This is a genomic window from Anaerospora sp. (assembly GCF_032013335.1).
Taxonomy (GTDB): domain Bacteria; phylum Bacillota; class Negativicutes; order Sporomusales; family DSM-15969; genus Anaerospora.
Genome location: NZ_DALZUO010000031.1, coordinates 21,022 through 43,070, shown reverse-complemented (window position 1 = coordinate 43,070; position 22,049 = coordinate 21,022). Strand labels below are relative to the sequence as shown.

The following is a 22,049-nucleotide window of genomic DNA, read 5'->3' as shown; positions in this document are numbered from 1 at the left end:
CATTCTTACGGATTTCTTCACGTGATTATTTCACCGCCCTGCTAGATAAGTACAAAAATCATCATAATTGCTAAGTACTGTAAAAACTGTTGCCAATAAAGAGCGATTTAGATTAAAACATAAGAAATGCCAGGCTGCATTTTGCAACCTGGCAGCCATATACAAAAATGTACGTAGACCCATAGCTTTGCGTCCTTACTTTTCAATAAGTTTGCAGTTTATTGCCTTATTTTATTTTTAAAAACATAATTGGCAATTTGAGTCACTATTTTTACATTTTATCATTATTATATAATTTGTATCAAGCTTTATTATAACGGAATCACTCTTATTAGATTTGTAATTTTTTCTAACATTCATTGATATTGTGTGAAATAACTAAAAATAAAACTGGAGAAGTTACTTTACCAAAAACTATCATGATTCTTAATACCAAACTTTTCTGCTCTTGCAAGTAATGCATCTTTTTTCGTACTCTGACAATACTTTTTATTATACATTGCCTCATCTGCTATATGTAATAAAGCATCAACGCCTACTTCCATCCTGCTGTCTACCATGATTAATCCCGTACTTACCCCCATAGAAAAGGGTTTATTCACCGATGCTGAAATAGTCTTCAGTTGCTGCTGAAGGCGGTTAATACTTTGCTCGGCATAAGACACTGAGCATTGGCTGAATATTACTGCAAACTCATCGCCTCCGATTCTGCCGGCAATGTCGGTTCTCCGTAGTGTTTTAAGAAGAAGCGAGGTGAACGTGTTAATATACCAATCACCCTCTAGATGGCCATAAGTATCATTAACCTTCTTTAAATCATCTAAATCCATGAATGCCAGAAAGAATATGCCGTCTTCGGCCCGTAATTTCTGTAATGCCATTTCTAGATTTACGCGAAAAGTTCTGCGATTCAGCAACCCAGTCATGTCATCCATCATTGCAAGCTGCTCTAATTTTTTGATTTGATTATGCGTCGTAGTTATATCAACTAAGCTAAGTAATACATGGGACATCCCTTTAAAGGTAACGGAAGCAGTATGAATTTTTACGATTTTTTGTTGATCTTTCAGCAATAAGACATATTCAGGTATGTCCATACAGTTATTTTGAATACATTGCTTCCAGGCTTTGAAATTTTTATGTTCTATATCAAAGAAGCTGTTTATCAAGTTTGCTGCATTTTCGTCTTCCGCATATCGTAAAAAGCTAACAGCAGCCGCGTTTAATCGTACTATCTGCAGCTCATTTCTTGATACCATCAGTATCGGTACAGGTACCATATTGAATAGATATTCTACATTATCGCTTCTCAGGAAATTCAATATAATCACCCGCTTTCTCAGGTCACCATAACCAGCATTCAGCATGTGGAGAAAGCCAAGGCCCGGCCAGTATGCTAGCCTAACTATAGCAAATGATTTATTTAATTCCTATTGGCTGGGAGGATAAAAAAAAATCCTCTGAAATATCATCAGAGGATAACGAGCCGTACTACAGTAATCCTTAACAGCGGAATTGCAGTAAATGCAATGCAATGGCTATATTAAACCTGGTCTCAAAGGTCTCGATCGAGGCCCCCAAAATGCTTTCTATCCGCTGCTTCCGGGACACAATTGTTTTGTGGTGAAGAAACATATCCTGGGCAACAACTTTCAGATTAGAAGACTGAATGATTTTCTTTAGTGTCATCATCAGGTCGGTATTATTTTCCCGATCATAGTTTATTAACTTGCCCACCATTCGGTCAATGAATTCGGCAGCATCCTGCCCGTCAGCCAATGGATAAAGCAGCTGGTAGGCCTGCCCATCATAATAGTGATGAATTTCCCTCTCTGGCCAAAGTCGTAAGCCAAGATTCGCTGCCGCTCTTGCCTGATAACAAAGCAAGGCAAAGCTTTCCACTTTGCCTTGCTTACCGGCAGTCCCTACTGAAAGTCCAAACTGGGAAAGGTTGTGTTCCAACTGTTTTTTCAATTCAAGACCGGTATGTATTTGCCGTTCTTTCGAGTCTCCCGTTAATGCAGTGTGGAGCACACCGATACCATTGCCCCATTCCCATGCCACAACGCCCTGGTAGGCATTCAGCTTATCTACCATCATATCGATAATGATCTGTACTTCAGCTGCATCCACAGTAGTCTGGCTGAGCGGATTGCCTTGCCAGCTGGTTAACTGTATATAAAATACATGAAACATCGCTGGCAAATACAACTTTAACTGCCGCGCCACACTCCAGGCCGTTTCATCAAAAATGCGGCTCCCTTCCGCTAATTCAAGCAGAAACTGATTGCGCCGGTGTCGATTATAGGAATGGACAACCTTTTCCTCGGCCTTAATTCTTTCTTCAATTTCCCGCTCTAATTCATGTTGAATCTCCTGCAAGTACACTTGCTGAGAATCACTTATTTTGGTCATCTTCATCATAGATTGGAGATTTCTTTCAAAGATAGCAGCCATGTGCTTATACTGAACGAGCAATTCATTATCTATATATTGTTGATCATTGCATATCCCTTTAATTTGCGCTAATTGTTCTAACTCCTCTTGAAACAACTGGCGAATATCACTACCCAATTCAAACACCTCTAAATTCGGAGTCCCCTAATTGGGGGATGATTATTGGTAAACCTCTTCGGCAATTACATTAAATTTCACATTAAGTTCTTCACGAAACTCCTCACCGCATTCCCTCATGCTTCTGTTTCTTGCTGTATAATGCCAATTGATGCAGACGTTGGCTCCGGCATTAAACGCATCCTCCAACAAATAGATCATATCCATTATGCATTTTGTACTGCTGGTATTCATATATGAAATATTTAGTTCAACAATAATTTCATGATCTGCAGCAGCCAGATACTTTTTCAGCCACACAAATAAATCATGATAAAATGCTGGTGGATTTTCAGGGTAGGATTGTCCCATTATTTTTAAAACTCCTGCTTCCGGATTGAAATCAACTTCCGGCGAGGACTTTGTACTTGCCCGATATAACCGTTCCAACAACAAAACCTCCTTGCTACAGGCTTACTTTTAGAGTGAAAAAAGAGTATTGCTCATCACGTGCCATGAACATATACTCGAGAGGGAACGCCGCCTTGCGTGCCATATCAATAATTCCTAAACCAGCGCTTTCAGAAGTATTGCTGGTTTTTCTTAATGTTGCTTTATAAAATTGTTTTAACTGTTCTTTTGTTAAGGTATTAAGATAATCAATGCGCTCTTTCAACTTTTCTACATCTTCATTATGCACCAAATTACCAGAGCAAACAAAGAACCGTTCTTTCTGCCGTCCGATAACAATAATACTTTCGAAAGCACGACGACTGATTTCCAGCTGATCATTACCTAAGGCTTTCTTTAAGAAATAAGTTTTAATATTTTGCGCCTGCTCAATATAAACGGAAAACACATTGTGGCTGTCGGTTTCGTCAGTCCCTTTTTCTGCTTGCAAATAGGACGTGATTGCTGTCCCGATCTCTTCAATAATCCCTTGGGTGAAAGAGCCGTTAAAACTCACAATAATTCCATAGCTAGTCAATTCACCAATCAATTGATGCAGATTTTCATTAATCACAATCTACAAGCCTCCTTTTAAAGCTCAAAGCCGATAACCGTAATATCATCGCGTTGTTTTTCGCTTCCCATGTACGCGTGAAGACTATCCATCAAAACGTTTTTTTGTTCTTCCAGCGGAAGTGCTTCGTTCTCCAGCAGTAATTGTGCAAAATTATCCATGCCAAAAGGATTCGAGTCATTCTCGCCATGCTGATCAAAAAAGCCGTCAGTAGACAAATACAACCTATCCCCATCCTTATAGGTAATTTCTCTGTTTTGAAAAGAATTAGCCGCCTTCTTCCCCAAACGGTTTCTTGCTTCATAGCCAATACTGCGCCTGGAGCCGGAAATTTCTTTTATTTTTTTATTACGCAGATGAAACAGCGGCAGCCGTGCCCCAGAAAATACGATTTTCCGCTCACCACAGTTAACGAAAACCAGCCCCATATCCAAACCGGCATAGAGATGATCGTGATTGGTGCCTGATGAGTAAAAAGTCTCCCGCACTTTTTCATCCAAAATCGTAAGAAGATCAGCAGGCGTAAGATCTAACTTGTTTTCAAAAGCTTTAAGCATTTGATTAACTGCTAGTGTCATAAATGCCCCTGGTACACCATGTCCAGTGCAGTCAATAACTGCTGCCATAAAGCCGCCAACGCGGGGAACAATCCAATAAAAATCTCCGCCCACAATGTCACGGGGCTTCCAGATAACAAATGACGCCGATGCAAAACCAGCCATTAGCTCTGAATTGGGTAACATCGACCGTTGAATAACGGCAGCATAGTGGATACTGTCCGTAATGAATCTGTTTTGTAACCGAACCTCTTGCTCGGCCTTTTGCCTGATCAGGATTTCTCCCTTTAAGAGTTGTTCCCGCTCCTCTAGTTTGACCACCATGGAGTTAAATGCAAGAGAAAACTCTCCCATGAAATCAATTCGCTGCTGGTAGTCACCCTTTTCTATCTGTTGAGCCTGCCAGGTCAGGTGACTAAGCTTAGAATGGAGTTCTTTCAGCCCGCTGGCTAAAAAATTCGTTTTCCCCGGACGTTGGGCATTCAGGACACCTCTGGTCAAAGGTATTGTATATTCGTACAGTTCCTTCAACTGCCTGGCTAAGCGATTGAAAGAGATTACCACTTCCGCCAGCGGCTCACTGCACTCTGTTACCGATATTTCATCCGGATATTTACCTTGTATTAGCAGCTTGAAGCCTGCTTGCAATTGACTGGCCGCCGTCACATCATGATCATTCATACACACACCTGATAATCAGCCGCTACAAGTGACGAGAAACCGGCACGTGCGGTCTCCGGTCGCCCAGCAGTCGATTTCCTTTGCAGTAAACTGCTTGCCTGTGTATTCATTGAGTATACCAGCAATAAATCCTTCATCGTAATCGCAGACTGATTCCTCTGTAATAGGCAGTCCGGAGCAGTCCAAATCTTCTTCTACTGTTAAAATAAACTCCAATTTATCCATATCTGCCGATTCCAGGCGAAGAATACCGATCTTGAGTTCTGCCAGCTTCTTCTGCAGTTGAGCAACAAAGCTGTCAAATTCAAGATTTTTATCTATCATATTTTTACAGAACTCCGTACCTGCAAGTTTTCCAGCCTCTCGCAGAAGGTTGCTGGCCTGCTCGCAGCCATATTCACGGTTCAACACATCACGCAATGTAAACTGAAATAAGCGATAAACAAGAACCGGCATATCTGCTCCTAAGTTAGCCCGTCCAGAGCCAATGTCCCCTAAACATTCCCAATCAAATTTATCATTTTGCTGATCATCCTTGAATTTATACACACAGCTCACCCCAGCCTATCATGTTTTATCAATCAGAAGACAAAATTCATCATTATTGGTAATTATTCGTAATTTACCAACATTTTTCCTTCCAAACAAACAGATATTGTCCAAATTCGTTACAGCGAACAGGCTCCGGCGAGCTAAGGGTATGTGAATTTATAAAGTAAAATATCCTCAGCTTTTCAGCTGAGGATCTCCGCTATCTCCCTATTCATTCTTGCAGGGTGAGAAGGAAATTTGAATACTATGACCAATAGATTTAATTAAACAAAGAGAATTCTTTTAGCATTTCCGCTTGTTCAGGGTCATCAATAAAATCATCCAGGAATTCTAACCCCACCCAAAAATCACAGTCAAACTTTTCCATAATCATCATTACCGTCAGACCTTCTATCGCGAATTTCTTGGTAATTGACTTGTTTTTTACATATGCATCAATGAGAGGCTGCAGCTTTTGATCCAAATGACTTACACTAGTAACAGAATCATCTATCTGCGTTTCTTGATAACCATCTTCCAACATGAGTCTTCGCACCGCTTCCCGATCAAAACTGACCACTTACATCCCTCCTTTTGCTTACGCCTTGCTCCATATAATGCTACGCAGGCGGTATTTGAAGTTAGAACAATCGTAAGGAGATTTTGTATGGAACTCAACGGCATTCACTTATCCAGCTTACTTATTACGCTGATCATTGTTATTGGCAGCAGTCTCTATTCTTCACGATCGGTAAAATCTGCTCAGGACTATAGTCTAGGTGGACGAACAGCGGGAGCACCGCTTATTGCTGGCTGTATTGCGGGAACCGTTGTAGGCGGGGGAGCTACGGTAGGAACTGCCCAATTGGCCTATTCAGCGGGACTTTCTGCTTGGTGGTTTACCCTAGGCTCAGGGATTGCCTTTATCATCATGGGACTATTCTACGCACGTCCGCTGCGCAGTACCGGATTAGAAACCATTCCGCAATATCTCGTCCTTAACTATGGAAAAAAAGCAGGTCCGATCGCCAGTGTCATTTCATCGATCGGCATTTTATTTAGTGCCGTAGCAAGCTGTTTGCCTGCAATACAGATTATCGCAGCAATATTTACTATTACCCCTTGGATGGCAGCGATACTATTGATATTCTTAGTAACTGCTTATGTCTTCTTCGGTGGAATGAAAGGCTCCGGGATATCAGGAATGCTCAAGCTTGGAATTGTCTGGCTAACTCTGTTTGCGGCAGGTGAAACTGCCTACTCTGCTTTACAAAGTATGTCTGCTTTAGAAATAGTTTTTCCGGTCTACCCATGGTTTAGCCTTTTTGGCAATGGTTTTGGAGCAGCGCTTAGTAATCTTTTCTCACTGATTGTCGGCATTATTTGTACCCAAACATATATACAGGCAATTTTTTCTGCTTCTGATTCCCGCACCGCTTCGATCGGTGCTTTTACAGCAGCGCTTGTCGTAATTCCAGTCGGCCTGCCGTCTATTGCAATTGCCATGTACATGCAGGCAGCCCATCCCCCGGTCCTGCCAATCTTGGTTTTACCAATCTATTTGCTCCAGTATCAGCCCGCCTGGCTGGGAGGAGTTGGGTTAGCCGGGATCCTGTTATCTTTAATTGGCTCAATTGCGGGGCTGTCTTTAGGAATTGGAACGATGGTTGCTAAGGATCTCTGCTTCGAACTGTTACAGATTAAAGCAGAAAAAACTTTATTATGGATTAATCGCATTACGGTCCTGTCTGTAACGTTAACTGCCGTTCTAATTGCCATCTTAAACCTAAAATCCCAGGTATTAGCCTGGAACTATTTGTCTATGGCGCTCAGAGGTAGCGGAGTTTTTCTTCCTCTTTCATTAGCAATATTTGCTCCAGGCAGATTAAAAAAAAGCTGGGCTATTTCTTCTATGATGATAAGTACTGCTGCCGCAGTAGGCTGCGCCATATTACGCCTCCCACTAGATCCTTTATCTGCAGGCATCACAGTAAGCACCGTAATTATCTCTTTTGGACTGATACGATCTGGTCAGAATACAGAAACAAACTAGTAAAGGCAGCGGAGAGATGCTCCGCTGCCTTTACTTTATCTCATTTTCGCATTTACGGGTCTTACTGCTCAGCTATTTGAGCTTTTCTATTCTTCGATTGGTACAAGCTCTGCCTGAAAGTGACGAAGGATAGGAGGCTCCCAGACAATTCTGTATCCCCTTTTAATCTCATGCGCTCTCTCTTTAATTGCAATCAGCGCATCTGCCATAATATCAAAATGACTCTGCGTATATACACGGCGCGGAATAGCCAACCGGGTAAACTCAAAGGCTGCATGAAGCTGTTCTTTTGTATCAGGATCATTCCCTAACATATAGGAACCGATATCACAAGACCGGATTCCGGCTTCCTTGTACAGCTCAATCGCAAGCACCTGACCAGGAAACTCATGGTAGGGCAGCTGCGGAAACATGGCCTGGGCATCAACGAATACGCCATGCCCACCTACTGGTGCCTGGTAAGCGATACCGGCATCATCTAAGCGTGCCGCCAGATATTCCATTTGCCCGATGCGGTATCTCAAATAGTTTTCATCAAGCCCTTCATACAATCCAATAGCCAGCGCTTCGAGATCCCTTCCCGATAATCCGCCATAAGTTGTAAAGCCTTCATACGAAATACAACGTGCTTTAATAGGCAGGATCAGTGGCGAGTTTGCATCTTTTACTCCGATTAAGCCCCCCATATTGACTACCGTATCCTTTTTCGCGGACATCGTAAACATATCAGCGCAGTCAAACATGGCTCTAATGATTTCCTTGATTGATTGGTCTTTAAATTCTTCTTCACGCAGTTTGATAAAATAAGCATTCTCAGCATAACGGGCAGCATCAATATTCAAGGGAATATGATATTTCTTGCAGACAGCAGCTACATCGCGGATATTCTGCACCGATACAGGCTGTCCGCCGGCAGAATTATTCGTAATCGTTACAACAACTAAGCCAACATTCTCAGCACCGTATTCTTGAATAAAACTCTCCATTTTTTTGACATCCATATTGCCTTTAAAGGGAGCTCTTTTAACCGGATCCTTCGCTTCCTCAACAACACAGTCAATAGCACGGGCTCCGCATAATTCCACATGAGCCCTTGTTGTGTCAAAAAACATATTCGAGATCGCCACTTTGCCCTGCTCAAGCATTGTGCCAAAAAGAACTTTCTCAGCTGCACGGCCCTGATGAACAGGCTGAATAAAACCGTAGTTAAAAATATCCTTGCCTGCTTCAAGCAGCTTATAATAGCTGGAGGAACCGGCGTAAGCCTCGTCCCCCCTCATAATACCTGCCCACATTTGATCAGACATCGCATTCGTCCCGGAATCTGTTAATAAATCAATGTACACGTCCTGCCCTGCAAGATTAAATACATTGTATTTTGCTTCTTTAATTTTTTGTTCTCTTTCTTCACGGGTAAGCATTTTAATGGGTTCTACCATTTTAATTCTAAAAGGTTCAGGAATATACTTAATTGCCATAAAAATTCCTCCCAAATTATCAATGATCTGCTCATACACACCTACCTCGCAACTATCATGCCAAATGAAAAATCAGCGCAGCCGGTGGTTTCCGGCTGCGCTGATAAATTTACTTGTCAAAAATTCTTATCACGTTGATAAGAAAACTTATCACTTTCTTCTATACTGGCAAACTACAATTTTTATCAATTCACGTGCGTATTCTCAAATTTTATACTCACGGATTTTATTTAAGATGGTGGTGTTAGATACTCCTAAGACTTGCCCCGCTAATCTGGACGAAGGATATTTCTTTAACACGCTGGTAATCACTTCTTTTTCAACATTTGCTACAACATCCCTCAAGTGCGGCCACTCATCACAAAGGGGAATATTTACTTGCAAGGTCTGTTGTTTTTTATTGATCATACTGCTTTTCAAGGCAGTATGATCAATAATGTCTGTCCAATCCCAGAAATGCTCTGGCCTGATTTCCGTCGTATCAATTAAATTAATCAATCGCTCTAACGTATTTTCCAGCTGCCGTACATTTCCCGGCCATTTCTGAGTTACCAAAAGCTCGACGCTTTCCTTGGTTAAATGCACTTCCGGCTTCTGTATCTTGTTGCAAATCTTGCGGATTAAATGTTGGGCCAATAAGGGTATATCCTCTTTTCGTTCCCGCAGAGGCAAGATTACCAGCGGAATAACGTTAAGCCGGTAGTACAAATCATCCCGGAATTCGCCGGACCTTATCATCTCTTCCAAATTGCGATGGGTCGCGGCTATAATTCGCACATCTACACGAATATCTTTATTCCCGCCTACTCTGCGAATACTGCCTTCCTGCAAAACCCGCAGCAGGCGCACCTGCAGCCTTAGCGATATATCTCCTATTTCGTCAAGAAACAAGGTACCACCGTTGGCTTGTTCAAAAAGACCCTGCCGTCCGCCCTTAACTGCACCAGTATAAGCGCCTTCTTCATAACCAAACAACTCACTTTCCAGCAAGCTCTCTGTTAAAGCAGCACAGTTGATGGGGATAAAAGGATTTTTCCCTCTCGTCCCCGCTGCATGAATAGCTGTTGCAAACAACTCCTTACCTGTACCACTTTCCCCTCGCAATAATATGGTAGAAGAGTTTCTGGCTACCGTACGGGCGGAAGCGATTAACCTAATCATGGAAGGACTTTGGTGTACAATATCGTCAAACGTAAAGCGGTTCGCTTTTTCCGCATGTAAAATAACCTTCTCTACTTGTTGAAAATCCTGAATGGTTGCCACTGCGCCGATAATTTCTCCCTGGTCATTCCGGATAGGTATACTGCCTGATAGGAATTGTAAAACCTTCTCATTTCTTGTTACTTGCCATTTTTTCAGCTTTGATATGTGTCCAAATCTCAGCGCTTCAAGAATAGGCGGTGCCTCACCTACCAGCTCTTCCACCTTTAACCCCAGGGCTTCTTCCATCGTGCACTGTAGTATATTGCAAGTAACATCATTAATGTGTGAAATGACTCCCTCTTTATTAACCGCCAGGACTCCTTCGTTAACGGAATTAAGGATAGTCCGCAGTTCAATTTCTTTTTCCTGATAAGGCATTTGCGTGCGAAAGGCAACAGAGGTAATATTTTTAAGTGCGGTAAGCTCGGCTACTAAACAGGTAACCTGCTCTTCGGCAGCACATTGAAACTGAATGACCATTCCATGATTAGGAATAACCTCCATAGCAATTTTATCAATGTTATTTTTCTCTGTAATTCTAAATATCTCATAACCCAAGCCAGGGCAATTTACAAAATCAATCTGTATGATATATTCACGCACGTTTATTCCGCCCTTCATATTGTGATGTAGGGATAGCCAGTACTACCTTCTCCAGCACATGATAAAAAGCCTTCCGGGGGGTTATCCCCAGAAGGCCTGATTTCAATTTGCCCACTCTACCGATTCTGACAAACATCGTGAACCTTTAGCTTATAGCCAATGCCGCGAATCGTTTGTATGATCACTTCATTATTAAACATCCTCAGTTTCTTTCGCAGCAATCGTACATAAGCATCGAGATTATTGGAAGATACAGCTGCTTCCACTCCCCATATCCGCTCTAAAATAAACTCTCTCGGCACCACGCGCTCCTGATTTCGCACAAGCAAATCAAGCAATTGAAATTCCCGGCTGGTAAGCTGTATTTCCGTTTCTCCCTGCCGTATACAATATGTTACGCAATTAAAAATCAAATTGCCAACTTGTAAAATTTCATCAGACATTTTCGCTCTGCTGCGCCTTGCCAATGCCTGGACCTGTGCAAGCAATTCTGTGAGCTCAATCGATTTGACAAACCAAGCATCAGCGGAGGTACTTAGGTCTGCAATACGATCCTGATCAGCCTCTTTTGCCATCAGCATCAGAATTGCCCCCCGATAACCACGTATGCGCAAACTCTTACAGATACTAACACTTGTTTGTCCGGGGATCATCCAATCAAGAATAACAACGTCATAGGGAGCATGAAGAGCATATTCGAATGCCATATCACCGTTTACTACCCAGTCAACCTGGTTTGCAGCTTCTTCCAGCATATGTTTGATTTTATTACCCAGCTTGGCATCAGCTTCAGCAAGTAATATCCGCATACAGGCAACCTCCTTCCAGTAGTTCCTCAAGTTCCTCAAGTCACTCTTATCTGTTATCAATATAATAATAATTCAATTCTTTACTGTATTTTACCAGTTGAGGGTTAAAGGAAACTGTTTCTTCGAGAAATATTTTCTTTTGCTTATCCGGTACCACAATCAGGCTATTGGGGGACTTTTGCGCAAAATCAGTTACTCCTTGAAGAGGCATTGTATATTTACTTGACCAACTCATTTCCCTATGCTGGTGCAAATCTAGCACATCGTCCCGTTCAAGTTTTACGGCAATATTTCCGTTATAAAATACCGCCGATGTACTGTAAAACTGATATAGACCAATCTTCTCTATTCCTAATGCGTCAATATTTTCTGCTAAGCTTTTCCCAGATCGGGTTTCAGCTATGACAGGAAATACAAAAAAAGAAAGTAAAATATAGGACCCCATATGACATAAACAAAGTACATTAAAAAGGTAAGCCGTATTGCGATTTTTTGACTTCCACAAAAATGCCATCAAGAGTAAAAGTAACATAATTGCCGCTACGCAAAGCACAAAACTCGCTAAATAATGGTGTGCAATGATTATATACACACAAAGCAATAGTACTAGCGGTCCCCCCAGCCAGTAGATAATTGCCTTTTTGTTGCCTCGCGCAAGCATGCCCTCAAGGTGTACGGCAGTTAATACCGCTACCGGAAGAAGTATAGGAAACGTGTAAGTTAAATATTTAGTGGCCATAGCTGAGTAAACTCCAAAATATGTCGCTACCCACAGGAGGAGAAACAACAAGAGAGGAGAAGCATTGGTACGCAGGTCTTTACAGCTTTGTAGTAAAGCTTTGATGGCTAAAGCCGACCATGGCAGCATGCTTAGCACAAATACAACAAGATAATAATAGCTCACGTCATCCGCTGGATGCTCGGACACTGTTGCCCGAAGATAATTGTGCACTCCAAAAAAAGTATTGATAAACTCAGCCCCATGCAGAAAATACATCGCAGCATACCAGGGCAGCGCCACAACTATAAAGAGGATAATCCCCTGCGGTGTCACTATTTCTCTTAGCTTTGTCCATTTACGCCTCAGAATTAAAAAGAGCAAAATGACTAAGCCTGGCAGCAATGCTCCGGCGGGACCTTTGGTCAATACTGCTAAAGCCATGCTAGCATACATACCAAGATACCAACGCTTCTTACCATCCATTTTTACATATCCAAAATAAAAAAAGATCAGCGCAGCACTGTTAAACAAAAAAAAGACCATATCTGTAATAACTAACTTCGCCAGCACGGTATACTCAAAGGATGTCCCCAGAATCACCACCGACAAAACCGCTATCGGCTTATACGTAATTTTAATTACAAACCAATATATCAGCACAAGTCCTGCGGCTGCGAAAACTGCCGGCATTAACCGTGCCGCCCATTCGGAAAACCCGAAAAGCTGAAAAGCTATAGCCGTAAGCCAATAGAAAAGCACCGGCTTATCGAACCAAACATTGCCATATATCCTTGGTGACAGCCAGTCTGCTGAGAGCACCATTTCTTTTGCAGTGAGCGCATAGTTTGCTTCTACGGGGTCGGTGATCGGGACCATTTGATTAAAGAGCATATAAATGAAAAAAGAGAGAAGAAATATGCTCAGGCAATTCCACTTGTGACAAACCTGCTTCTCTGCCGCTGCAGTTGTTTTTACATTCATACGCTTCCTCCCACCCAAGCTAATTACCATCACGTACAAACAAGATTTTATCCTCATGGGCAGCTAATACGCGAAGCTTACTCCGAATATCCGAGTTCAGCTTGTCATATTTTTCTTTTTGCACAATAAAATAAGCTTTATCGTTTTTTTCTAGCACAGCCGCGGCCAGTTCTTCCGAATTCAGCTCAATACCTGCTAGTCCGCTGTAGTACACAAAGCCTGGCCGATAAAATTTGGCAATATAGACCGGCGCTTGACCATCATACTGCTGCTTAAATTCTTCAACCATCGGTTTTACCGAAACTGCGGGGGTAATAACAGGAAGTGTATGGAGCATTAAAAAGGCTGTGAACACAACCATTCCCACTACATACGTGATAAACACCTTGCCAAAATCATGACGATAACTATGATACAAAACGGCAGCGGCCAGTATCGTCAACACTCCTGCTATCATCCTAACCGGAAAGATAAGCTCTGCCGACACCACTGCACTGGCGTAAGACAAGCCTGCAATGAGGATTGCGGCAGCCCCTCCAAAAGCGATGGCTGAAAGCTTCAGCGCCTTATATCGCCCTTGTGTCCAGGCTTTGTCAAAATAATAGCCCACTAGCATCGCTAACGGAGGATACATGGGCAAAATATACGAAACTAACTTCGTCTGGGAAAGAGAGAAGAAGCCAAACACTGTCACAATCCATATGAGCAGAAACGTACAGGTTTTTCGCTCCTGACCTTGCTCTTTCCAGCCTGTATAACAAGCTTGAGCTAAGAAGGCAGTCCAAGGAAAAAAGCCCAGAATGACTACCGGAATATAGTAATACCATAGCTTTCCCGACGAATGTTCCGGCTGTAAAAAGCGAGTAACATTGTGAAAGCCTAAGAATGTGTCAATAAAGTCCATCCCATGAAAATAATACATAGCCACATACCAGGGAAGTGCAATAACTGCAAAAAGGAGGATTCCCTTACCTGCCTTCATCTGCTTGACTGTTGCCAGTGTACTTGTCAACATCAGATATCCGCCTATGATCACCACACAGAAAAACAGTGCAACCGGCCCCTTGGTGACCACTCCAAGAGCAGCAAAACTATAAAGCAAATAGTAGTTTTTATGCAGAAAGGACAAGAGTGCCGCTAGCAAAAAGAAGGTCAGCGTCATATCCGTAACGGCTGCATTGCCTAAATAGAAATACTCCAGACTTGTTCCTAATACCAGAGCTGCAAGCAATCCGGCACGTTCATTGAATAGCTTCCGTCCTGATAAATAGACCAAAAGCGATCCTCCAACCGCAAAAAAAGCAGAAGGAAAGCGCGCGGCAAATTCTCCACCACCAAAAACTTGAGAAGCTGCTGCCACAAGCCAATAATACATGGGCGGCTTATCATACCAGAAGTCACCATAAATGCGGGGAGAAATAAAATCGTGAACCTGCAGCATTTCTCTTGCTGTTTCGGCATATACCGGCTCATCCGGATCCATCAGAGGCTGAGAACCCAAATAAGAAAACATCAGTATCCCTACTATGCCGATGATAATTGCTATATGGAGCCATTTATTTTTATCTGTCATTGTATACTGCCCTTTCCAGTCGACCTCGCACATTTATTTGCATAGCCTCTGCTGCAAAGCATGCAGCATTAGCTCTAACCCTTCAGATAAAGTATATGAGGGCTTCCACTTCAGGCCATTATAGGCTGCCTGGTTAGCGAGTACAGAACGCTGTATATCATTACAGCGCATTGCTGCATTTCTGCCAGTGACTGGCTCCTTGAGCATGGAGGACAATAAGGCAAGCAATTCATTGATACTTGTCTCTTTCGCTGTGCTCACATTGTAGCTCCGGTTTGCTGCATCTGAGAATAGGGCCTGATAGTTTGCCTGTGCCACATCTTTAACATAGATGTAGTCTCGCGTCTGGCTCCCATCACCGTAAACGGTTAACTCTTGGCCGGCAAGCAGTTTGTTCAGAAATATACTGATAACCCCACCTTCGCCGTTGGCACCCTGACGTTCGCCAAAAACATTTGCATAGCGCAGTGCGACATATTCAAGACCAAAGTTTTGGTAATACAAATTTAGATACTGCTCGCCCGTCCATTTGCTCTGCCCATAAAAAGAAGCGGGCTGCTTCTCCCATTCTTCCCCAATCGGCAAGGCAGCCGTATCGCCATAAATTGCTGCACTTGATGCAAAAACAAACCGTTTTACCTCCGATAACCGGCATGCCTCCAACAAATTGACCAAACCACGAATATTAACATCACAATCGTAATAAGGCTCTTCCAGTGATTTACCTACCGTCGTTTGAGCGGCCTGATGAATAACATAGTCAAAACGTTCTCTTGCCAGCAACTCTTTGAGATCAGCATCGCGAATGTCTTTTTTTAGAAAAACTGCCTCGGGGCTGATGTTGCCAAAGGATCCGGTTGTCAAATTATCCAGGATATATACCTGCAGATTCGCCTTAACCAAGGTGTCCACAATGTGTGAGCCAATAAAACCGGCTCCTCCCGTTACTAAAACTTTCATCTTTTCCGCCCCTCTCATTTTTCAAGCACCAAGCTTGTCTTGTTTCTGCGAAACAACATTAACGGCATTGCTCTGCAGCTCAGCACTGACCCAGTATAGCGGGCGCTGTTTAACCTCTTCGAAAATGCGCCCGACGTATTCACCGATAATTCCCAGGCCTACTAGCTGGAGCCCGCCCAGCAGCAGCACACTGGCTGCTATCGTAGCCCACCCCGGAACAGCAGTATCTGTAAACATTTTCGTATACACCACGTCCACTGTTACGCCAAAGCTCAGTGCTCCAAAGAGCAGTCCCAAATATAAGGCAAAGCGAAGCGGGAGCCTGGAATAGGCAGTAATGCCATCAAGCGCAAATGATAACATTTTTCTGGGAGAAAACTTTGATTTTCCCGCGTAGCGTGCAGGTGCTGTAAATTCCACCTTCGCCTGCCGGTATCCCATACCGCCGATGATCCCGCGGATAAAGCGGGCCTTTTCCTTAAAGTGCTGAAAGGTTTGTACGACCTTTCTGTCGAGAAGCCGGAAATCTGAGCCGCCTTCGACGATCGGAACCTGGGACATTGCATTGATTAAGCGATAGAACATGCCTGAGGTGAACTTTTTCAACCAAGAAACACCTGCTGTATCTATACGGATGGTTTGAACAATCTCAAACCCTTCTTCCCATTTGCTTAGCAATAGCGGCAGCAACTGCGGAGGATGCTGCAGATCGCCGTCCATCGTAATCACTGCATCTCCTTTGGCATAATCCAGCCCACAGGTTAACGCTACCTGATGCCCAAAATTACGGGCAAGCAAAACTGCTTTTACCCTTGTATCTTGCTGCGACAAACGCTCAAGAATAACGGGAGTGCCGTCAGAAGAGCCATCATCAATAAACAGCAGTTCAAATGAATACCCTAACGGATCCATATATTTACAAACTTCCTGATAAAACACTTTTATGTTTTCCTGCTCGTTATAAACAGGCACAACAATTGAAATAAGGCTCATTTGCTTTTCCTCCTCAGCTACCTGCGATTTTTTCCCTTTGTTAATTGCAAGACTGAGTATAGCAAGTCATTCTGAAATTAACATGAAAAGGCTCAACCATCTGTTAGAAAAGATGGTTGAGCCTTTTTTGTAACTGCAAAAAAAGATAGCATGTCTGTCCGTCAACGAAGATCGAACAAGTATCGCCCCCTGCCGCAATGAGACCGATTACCTTAACCGTGCTTCTTTATGCCCTCTTCCAGCGTATGCCAGGATAAGACCGCGCATTTTACACGGGCAGGCATATTGGAGATATTCTTAAGCGCAGCTGCTTCATCCAAAACCTCCAGTTCTTCGTCATCCGTAATCTCCCGCTTGATCATTCCCAGAAAGGTGGCAATGAGTTCCTGCGCCTTTTCCAGCGTTTGTCCGCGAATCAAGTCAATCATCATCGAGGTAGAGGCTTGCGAGATAGCGCACCCGCTGCCAGTGAAAGCAGCCTCTATAATGATACCCTGCTCCAGCTTGAGTTCCAGGTCAATTTCATCACCGCAGCTGGGATTTCGTCCTTTTAAGATGCAGGTAGGATTCGTCATATGTTTTTTATTTCTCGCCGATTTGCTGTGTTCGGCAATGATTTCCGTATAAATTTCACTTAAGTCCATAGCCCAGCACTCCCCTAACACGGCTTAAGCTATCCACTAATGCATCAATGTCGCTGCGTGTATTATAAAAATAAAGGCTCGCCCGGCATGTAGCATTCACGCCTAAATACTTCATTAAAGGATGGGCGCAATGATGACCTGCCCGGATAGCAATTCCGTCTGCATCAAGGATGGAAGAAACATCATGAGGATGAATATCTTGCACATTAAAGGATATAACGCCTGTTTTATCAACGAGATCGCCGCAGCCATATAAGGTAATATAGGGCAGTTTCCTAAGTTCGGCGATTGCATAGCGAACTAAATCCTTTTCAGCCTCCTCAATAGTAGGCAAACCGATGGCTTGAAGATAGTCAATCGCTGCCGACAGCCCCATAGCTCCCCCCACATTTTGCGTTCCCGCTTCAAACTTGGCAGGCAGCGGTGCAAATGTAGTTTCCTGCTCTTCAACATATTCAATCATGTCTCCACCGAATAAGAAGGGAGGCATTGCCTCTAATAGCTCCTCCTTGCCGTACAAAACGCCAATTCCCATAGGAGCAAGCATCTTGTGACCGGAAAAGACAAAGAAATCCGCATCCAGCTCCTGTACATTTACCGGCAGGTGAGGAACGCTCTGAGCACCATCCACCACTACAACCGCCCCCACTGCATGAGCTAGTTCAGTGATCCGCTTAATAGGATTGATAATCCCCAATACATTGGACACATGGGTGATTGCAACCAGTCTGGTTTTGGCAGTGATTTTTTGCTCCAGTTCTGCTTCAGGCAACGTACCGTCATCGCTGACATACAAATACTTTAAGACAGCGCCTTTTGCTTTGGCAACTTGCTGCCAGGGCACCAGATTGCTGTGATGCTCTGCAATAGAGAGTACAATCTCATCACCGGCCTGAATAAAATTCATTCCATAACTATACGCTACCAAGTTCAGTGATTCTGTGGCATTTTTCGTGAAAATAATTTCACTGGATTTGGCTGCTCCCAGGAACTCCCTAACTTTATCCCGGGTATTCTCATAAATCTCAGTCGCTTTGACGCTAAGCTCATAGGCACCGCGATGAGGATTTGCATTAAAAGCATGATAATATTGTTCAACAGCGCGAATGACGGACAGCGGCTTCTGTGTAGTAGCGCCGTTATCCAAATATACCAGCCTTTTTTCATTCGTTGTCCGCTGCAGAATAGGAAAGTCTGCCCGATAGTTATTGGACATGATGTAGCCTCCTTTTGACATAGCCCGAAATTTCTTCCCGTAAGGCCAATATTGGGATCTCTTCCAATATTGGCTGAAAGGCTGCTTCAATGATGAGTTTCTTGGCGTCCGTTTCACTAAGACCTCTGCTCATAAGATAAAACATTTTATCTTCATCCAGCCTTCCCGCGCTGGCAGCATGCTGTCCCTGAACGGCATCCTCGCCACACAGCATCAGGGGAACTGACCTGTTGCGCACATTAGGACTCAATAAAACGGCATATTCCTCTTCCTTCCCATTGGCACCTTTGGCTCCTCTGATAAAATCGAGTGTGCCCCGGAAGATTTTCTGACTATTGTCAAGCAGAGCGCCCCGTGCTTTGATTACTCCTGACGTTTCCCTGGCCTGATAGGTAAGTACGTAATTTATATCTAGCTGCCGGTTCTGATCGCCAAAATAAATGGAGTTGATGTTCCCGTCACTGTTTGTCCCGGTCAGACGGTTCTTGCAATTCGTGATCACCTGCTGGGCTCCCAGTTCAATCAGTGTACAATCAACCCGTCCCTGATCACCGGTAATGGCCCCTACTGCATCGATATGGACCGCATCACCAGACAGCATTTGCACCTTTACCAGATGCACTTTTGCTCCGGCCTGAGCAACGATTCTGGTTACACCATTATGATAGCCTTTACTGCCTTCCTGGGAAAGATAATTGATCACAACCGTTATTTCACTGTTTTCCCGGGCAAGAATGAAATGATTGTCAACAAGCACCGGATTTTCCTCATTCAAATCGTACTGCAGGACAACCGGAGTTTCGGCCTTTTTCCCTGCTTCGATTTCAATAAAATAACCACTGTTATAGCTATCGGCTGCAAAGTGACTTAACGAGTCACTAACACCGGCTTCAAGCTGGTTCTCCAGGTGTTTTATCGTATCTTTGAAGGAACCGATATCCCCTATTTTTACGGCTTCACTACGTTGAAATACCGGCTGCTTACGATATGCTGTGACCACCGGCATATCCATGTTCAGCGTACTCTCATTGACTCCCAGCCAGTTCCAGGTCCGTGCAGGAATAGGGTTTACCTTTTCATTGTGTTTTGCCATGTCATCACCCCTCAGCCTATGGCGCCTTCCAGTTCCAAATTAATTAGATTGTTCATTTCCACTGCATATTCCAGCGGCAGTTCTTTGGCGACCGGCTCGACAAAGCCTCGTACAATCATCGCTTTCGCCTCTTCTTCGCTGATACCACGGCTCATCAGATAAAAAATCGCTTCTTCACTGATTCTCCCGATTTTTGCTTCATGTCCGATCTCTACTTCATCCTGTAAAATATCCAGCACAGGCAAAGTATCCGAGCGGGAAAGATCGTCAAGCATCAGCGACTCACAGTTGACTGACGACCTGACGTGATGCGCCTGAGGAGTGACCTTAACCGCACCGCGATATACGGCAATTCCGCCGCCTTTGGCAATGGAGCGTGAGCTGATGTTGGAGGAGGTATAGGGCGCGGCATGAACGACCGCAGCACCGGTATCGAGTATCTGCCCTTCGGCAGCAAATGTTACACCGTTAAACTCTGCTCTTGCCCCTTCCCCTTTTAGGATACTGCGGGGATAGAGCATGGAAATCTTAGAACCAAAAGAACCAGACACCCACTCAATACTGCCATTCTTCTCTACTACAGCCCGTTTGGTGTTCAAATTAAGCATGTTCCGTGACCAGTTCTCAATGGTCGAGTAGCGCAGGCTCGCCCCTTCATTAACATACAGTTCCACACAACCGGCATGCAGGTTGGTTACATTGTATTTGGGTGCCGAGCAGCCTTCAATGAAATGCAGCTTGGCTCCTTTATCCACAATAATCAGGGTATGCTCAAACTGTCCAGCCCCCGGAGCATTCAGACGAAAGTATGACTGCAGCGGAATGTCCACCTCTACACCAGGCGGCACATATACAAAAGACCCGCCCGACCATACGGCCCCATGGAGTGCTACAAACTTATGATCCCTGGGAGTAACCAGCTTCATAAAATGCTGTTTCACGACATCTTCGTGCTCTCTAAGCGCACTTTCCATGTCGGTATATATAACACCCTGTTTGACCAGTTCTTCTTTGACATTATGATATACCACTTCCGAGTCATACTGTGCTCCTACACCAGCCAGCGATTCCTGTTCTGCCTGAGGTATCCCCAGCCGTTCGAAGGTGTTCTTAATATCTTCCGGTACTTCCTGCCAACTGCCCTTCATTTCGGTATCAGGGCGAACATAGGTAACAATACTGTCCATATCCAGTTCTTTCAAAGCGGGCCCCCAGGATGGCATCGCTGTTTGATAATAGATGTCCAATGCCTGTAGCCGGAAATCGCGCATCCATTCGGGGTCCTTTTTTTCCCGGGAAATATCCAGCACAATCTGGGACGTCAGCCCGCTGTCCGATTTGTAGCGGGAACGGTCTGCATTTTTTATATCATAGAGGCCCCGGTCAATATCGGCCACCTCTGTTCTCTTCTTATCCATAAACTCACCTCATCTCAGCCAGCGTTTTTACAGCCTCCGGAAACTAAAGAAGAATACCCTTCGCTGTTGATTTTATCAACAAGTCCGGCATCTCCTGAACAGATAATCCTGCCATTCATCAGAACATGTACCCGGTCTACCTGCAATTGCTCCAGAATTTTTGTATTATGGGTAATAATTAGTACCCCATTTTGAGCATTTTTAAAGCGGCTTACGCCTGCAGAAACAATACGAACCGCATCCACATCAAGACCGGAATCTGTTTCATCCAGCAAAGCGAGCTTCGGATTGAGCATCATCATCTGCAATATCTCATTGCGTTTCTTCTCACCACCGGAGAACCCCACATTTACGTGCCGTGAAGCATATGCGGTATCCATTTTCAAAGCATCCATTGCCTTTTGCAGATTCTTTTTAAAGGCCATGATTTTTACTGTTTCACCCGATATGGCATTTTGTGAAGTTCGGATCAGATTTTCTACGGTAATGCCGGGAATCTCCTCCGGATTTTGAAATGACAGAAAAATCCCTTTGCGGGCTCTTTCGTGAATCTTCAGCGCGGAAATATCCTCTCCCTCAAAAGCAATGCTGCCTGCCGTCATTTCATATTTCGGCTGCCCCATGATCAGGTTTACCAGCGTGGATTTACCTGAGCCGTTCGGTCCCATGATTACATGGACTTCGCCCTTATTGATCTGAAGGTCTACTCCTTTTAAAATCTCTTTACCATCGACAGCAGCATATAAGCCGCATATGGATAAAAGTTGTTCCGTCATCTCTCCACCTCGTTATTTCTCGTAGTAATACTATGGTAAAATCCAATTCAGACTATTCAAACTGGATTAGTCGGATTTATTCTTATTTTATTTCCTTTTTGAATAGCTGTCAAGGCGCCGACTTGCTGGCATCCCGCTGATAATAAACAAAAGGAGATCAAATTTTCCTAAGAAAATCTGAT

The 22,049-nt window shown here is 43.8% G+C and carries 20 protein-coding genes and 1 riboswitch; of the genes, 1 reads left to right on the top strand and 19 read right to left on the bottom strand.

Features of this window, described 5'->3' with window-relative positions:
* Window positions 1-139: 139 nt before the first annotated feature.
* A riboswitch (cyclic di-GMP riboswitch) is annotated at window positions 140-226 on the bottom strand.
* A 178-nt stretch (window positions 227-404) separates the two neighbouring features.
* The 7 genes from RTR76_RS18425 to RTR76_RS18395 form a co-directional block, all read right to left on the bottom strand.
* Window positions 405-1,322, bottom strand: a complete 918-nt coding sequence (locus RTR76_RS18425) for a GGDEF domain-containing protein (RefSeq protein ID WP_312523633.1) — start codon at window positions 1,320-1,322, stop codon at window positions 405-407.
* Window positions 1,323-1,503: 181 nt separating this feature from the next.
* Window positions 1,504-2,583 carry a helix-turn-helix domain-containing protein gene (locus RTR76_RS18420; protein ID WP_312523632.1) on the bottom strand — a complete coding sequence of 360 codons (1,080 nt, stop codon included), beginning with the start codon at window positions 2,581-2,583 and terminating at the stop codon, window positions 1,504-1,506.
* A 33-nt stretch (window positions 2,584-2,616) separates the two neighbouring features.
* A complete protein-coding gene (locus RTR76_RS18415) occupies window positions 2,617-3,003 on the bottom strand; it encodes a DUF1987 domain-containing protein (protein WP_312523631.1) in 387 nt (128 codons plus the stop codon).
* Window positions 3,004-3,019: 16 nt separating this feature from the next.
* Window positions 3,020-3,577, bottom strand: a complete 558-nt coding sequence (locus RTR76_RS18410; protein WP_312523630.1) for a SiaB family protein kinase — start codon at window positions 3,575-3,577, stop codon at window positions 3,020-3,022.
* A gap of 17 nt (window positions 3,578-3,594) precedes the next feature.
* Entirely contained in the window at window positions 3,595-4,815 is a 1,221-nt protein-coding gene (locus tag RTR76_RS18405) for a SpoIIE family protein phosphatase (RefSeq protein WP_312523629.1), read from the bottom strand.
* 15 nt (window positions 4,816-4,830) lie between these two features.
* Complete coding sequence (locus tag RTR76_RS18400) at window positions 4,831-5,364, bottom strand: V4R domain-containing protein (protein ID WP_312523627.1); 534 nt, start codon at window positions 5,362-5,364, stop codon at window positions 4,831-4,833.
* Window positions 5,365-5,626: 262 nt separating this feature from the next.
* A complete protein-coding gene (locus tag RTR76_RS18395; RefSeq protein WP_312523625.1) occupies window positions 5,627-5,926 on the bottom strand; it encodes a hypothetical protein in 300 nt (99 codons plus the stop codon).
* Window positions 5,927-6,013: 87 nt separating this feature from the next.
* On the opposite strand from RTR76_RS18395, the gene RTR76_RS18390 reads away from it, so the two are divergent.
* Window positions 6,014-7,399 (top strand): sodium:solute symporter family protein, encoded by a 1,386-nt coding sequence (locus RTR76_RS18390; RefSeq protein ID WP_312523619.1) that lies wholly within the window; start codon window positions 6,014-6,016, stop codon window positions 7,397-7,399.
* 86 nt (window positions 7,400-7,485) lie between these two features.
* Here the strand turns inward: RTR76_RS18390 and RTR76_RS18385 are convergent, their stop codons facing one another.
* From RTR76_RS18385 to sufC, 12 genes are all read right to left on the bottom strand, one after another.
* Window positions 7,486-8,877: a tryptophanase gene (locus tag RTR76_RS18385; protein ID WP_312523617.1), complete on the bottom strand. Its 1,392-nt coding sequence runs from the start codon at window positions 8,875-8,877 to the stop codon at window positions 7,486-7,488.
* Window positions 8,878-9,081: 204 nt separating this feature from the next.
* Window positions 9,082-10,683 (bottom strand): sigma 54-interacting transcriptional regulator, encoded by a 1,602-nt coding sequence (locus RTR76_RS18380; RefSeq protein ID WP_312523613.1) that lies wholly within the window; start codon window positions 10,681-10,683, stop codon window positions 9,082-9,084.
* A gap of 116 nt (window positions 10,684-10,799) precedes the next feature.
* Window positions 10,800-11,492: a response regulator transcription factor gene (locus RTR76_RS18375; RefSeq protein ID WP_312523597.1), complete on the bottom strand. Its 693-nt coding sequence runs from the start codon at window positions 11,490-11,492 to the stop codon at window positions 10,800-10,802.
* Between the two features lie 46 nt (window positions 11,493-11,538).
* Window positions 11,539-13,194 carry a glycosyltransferase family 39 protein gene (locus tag RTR76_RS18370; RefSeq protein ID WP_312523593.1) on the bottom strand — a complete coding sequence of 552 codons (1,656 nt, stop codon included), beginning with the start codon at window positions 13,192-13,194 and terminating at the stop codon, window positions 11,539-11,541.
* Between the two features lie 19 nt (window positions 13,195-13,213).
* Window positions 13,214-14,767: a glycosyltransferase family 39 protein gene (locus RTR76_RS18365; RefSeq protein ID WP_312523591.1), complete on the bottom strand. Its 1,554-nt coding sequence runs from the start codon at window positions 14,765-14,767 to the stop codon at window positions 13,214-13,216.
* 33 nt (window positions 14,768-14,800) lie between these two features.
* Window positions 14,801-15,727: an NAD-dependent epimerase/dehydratase family protein gene (locus tag RTR76_RS18360; RefSeq protein WP_312523583.1), complete on the bottom strand. Its 927-nt coding sequence runs from the start codon at window positions 15,725-15,727 to the stop codon at window positions 14,801-14,803.
* 21 nt (window positions 15,728-15,748) lie between these two features.
* Window positions 15,749-16,720, bottom strand: a complete 972-nt coding sequence (locus RTR76_RS18355; RefSeq protein WP_312523579.1) for a glycosyltransferase family 2 protein — start codon at window positions 16,718-16,720, stop codon at window positions 15,749-15,751.
* 212 nt (window positions 16,721-16,932) lie between these two features.
* A complete protein-coding gene (gene sufU, locus RTR76_RS18350) occupies window positions 16,933-17,364 on the bottom strand; it encodes a Fe-S cluster assembly sulfur transfer protein SufU (protein WP_312523577.1) in 432 nt (143 codons plus the stop codon).
* Window positions 17,351-18,580: a cysteine desulfurase gene (locus RTR76_RS18345; protein WP_312523572.1), complete on the bottom strand. Its 1,230-nt coding sequence runs from the start codon at window positions 18,578-18,580 to the stop codon at window positions 17,351-17,353. Before RTR76_RS18345 ends, sufU begins: the two co-directional genes overlap by 14 nt.
* Window positions 18,570-19,673, bottom strand: a complete 1,104-nt coding sequence (gene sufD, locus RTR76_RS18340) for a Fe-S cluster assembly protein SufD (RefSeq protein WP_312523570.1) — start codon at window positions 19,671-19,673, stop codon at window positions 18,570-18,572. Before sufD ends, RTR76_RS18345 begins: the two co-directional genes overlap by 11 nt.
* An 11-nt stretch (window positions 19,674-19,684) precedes the next feature.
* Window positions 19,685-21,091: a Fe-S cluster assembly protein SufB gene (gene sufB, locus RTR76_RS18335; protein ID WP_312523568.1), complete on the bottom strand. Its 1,407-nt coding sequence runs from the start codon at window positions 21,089-21,091 to the stop codon at window positions 19,685-19,687.
* Between the two features lie 14 nt (window positions 21,092-21,105).
* A complete protein-coding gene (gene sufC / locus RTR76_RS18330; RefSeq protein ID WP_312523566.1) occupies window positions 21,106-21,867 on the bottom strand; it encodes a Fe-S cluster assembly ATPase SufC in 762 nt (253 codons plus the stop codon).
* Between the last annotated feature and the right edge of the window lie 182 nt (window positions 21,868-22,049).